Source organism: Endozoicomonas sp. SESOKO3 (genome assembly GCF_024606255.1).
Genome location: NZ_JAHHPR010000400.1, coordinates 1 through 2,145 on the forward strand (window position 1 = coordinate 1; position 2,145 = coordinate 2,145).

Annotated in this window: 2 protein-coding genes; both read right to left on the minus strand. The window is 45.8% G+C overall.

Going from position 1 to position 2,145, the window contains the following annotated elements; genetic code table 11:
- A partial coding sequence (locus KDK18_RS06975; RefSeq protein WP_257254155.1) for a PEP/pyruvate-binding domain-containing protein occupies positions 1-872 on the minus strand: 872 nt, incomplete at its 3' end.
- A gap of 169 nt (positions 873-1,041) precedes the next feature.
- Positions 1,042-2,145 (minus strand): DUF4116 domain-containing protein (locus tag KDK18_RS06980; protein ID WP_257254157.1); only part of this gene is annotated, 1,104 nt, incomplete at its 5' end.

The following is a 2,145-nucleotide window of genomic DNA, read 5'->3' on the forward strand; positions in this document are numbered from 1 at the left end:
GACTGTCCTGCCACTATGCCTCTGGGCTGACCGGGTGTGTACTCAATCCTGACAGTATCATCCTGAAAGGACTGAAAGCTCATGGCGACCCCGCCATATTTGCAGTCAATACACTGTTGAATGATCAAAGCCATGGGTGGTGGTATCATTCCGGGGCAAACTTCAGGCCGGTAACCCGAGGCCATGACCTTGAGACAGGTTCGCAGAACATCCTCTTCTCCCTGAACTTCAGAGAGGTATTTGCCCGCCTGGGCGTCGCCGTAGTTATCTTCATTGATGCCAGAACTGCGGACAATCACCGGTTGTGATGTGCACTGTTCGTCCAGCTGACAGCGCAGGTTTCTGATGAGTCGGGCTGCTTCAGAATCTTTAACCTGTTCGTAAAAATCATGACTGGCAACAAATTGCGCCAGACCCGCCAGCCATTTATCCCTTTTGTTTTGCTCTGAAGGTGGCAAGGTATTGAGGTGTTCCCTGATCTTTATCAGGCTGCACTCTGCCTCCGGCTCAGGGACGTTCCCGGGGAGATAACGGTCAAAACGATGGGTATCCAGAGGGTGTTGTTCGAGAGCATTCATTACCCGGGCTGTCACACATTCAAATGGCGGAACATCCAGACCGGCTTGCTTCATGCGTCGCAAAAACATCCCCTTGCCACCGAGTTGTTTTCGATTGGAGGGAGAACAGCTGGCAACCTCATCTGAAACAGATAAACTGCAGAAGCGCTTGTCTAATGGCGTTTGCGCGGTCAGAGCGCCACTGGTATCAGGGCCACTGAAATACCGTTCGGATGGACTGTTGGCTCCGGTATCCTGATTTGGCTTCATTGCCGGGGTTTGACGGACCGATGTGTCAATACGAGCTGGCAACATCAAGATATCCTTCTCATGTTAATATTCATCCATGCCTCAATGGCTAGTGATTATCTCCTTTAGACAATAATGTTTTTATAAAGTTCACCCGTCAGCCTTAAGAACGCAATAGAAGAAACAACAACAAGCTTGCAAGACGATTTACACTGGTCAACGTTGTCTGAATAGATCAGACCTTATTCGCAGACCACCTGACGTATCTACCAACTTCAGGGTTTCTTTGTCTTGCCGCCTCGATAAAAGCATCATCAATTTTAAGCTTGGAAGTAGCATATTTGAAAGCCAGTGGATTCTTTGCAATTAAGTTCAGCATGTACTCGCGATCATTCAATAACGTTCTACTGGCATTTTTTAAGATATTAACACTGACAGCCATTAAGCTTTCAATAATGTTTTTATCGCTTCGAATTCTTCCACCAGCATAACTTAAAACACTGGGCAACTCTGCGACAGCGGCTTTGACGACATCAATATCATTCCTCAGCTCCTCACTCAAATATTGCAGTTCTGTGGGATGTTTTGAAATGGTGGGTAATACAAAATCTTTATCATTCCTAACCCGATGGCTGGCATATTTCAATCCATGCTTCAGCAGGATCTCCCTGACCTTTTCTTTATGATCCCCAAGCAGTTGGCACGGTGGTAGATAAAACTCCAGTTTGTAACGGTAAGATGGATTGATAACAAAGCATTGATTACCCAAGTCATACAATTGCTCAACCAATTTAGTAGCGATTATGGGATTTAATAACAAAAAATGATGCAAGAGCTCCCTGCGGGTGTTCTCACTTATCTCATCACTCATAAACATTTTCAACAGAACACCCCCCGGTTTTCCCTGGAGAAAATCTGGCCACCTGGACAACAACCGGGCATGATGAGAAAACTGTTGGTAGTGTTTGCTTAAAAGCTGGCTGCAAGGGACAAGAATGTACCTGCGGCTCTCATTACGATAAGACATTACGAAAAGGCAATGTTGAAAGGCGAATCTATCCGCTTCTGTCGCCAGATCACGATTAAGCCGTTGTGCAAGCAAGTTAAAGTCCCACTGACCTCCTTCAAAAATGGGACTGGAATTCAAATCAAGATCCAGATTACATATAGCACGTAACACAATGATCAGCTTCTCAAAGGCATCCTGCATGGTTTGACGAAATTTCATTCGGGGGCATTCGACAGTCATTTCACCCGCAACGGCGTTGCAACTTAGCTTCATGCTACCCGCATTTTTATCCAGTTCTATCTTCTTCAATAATTGCGCCAGAAACCACAT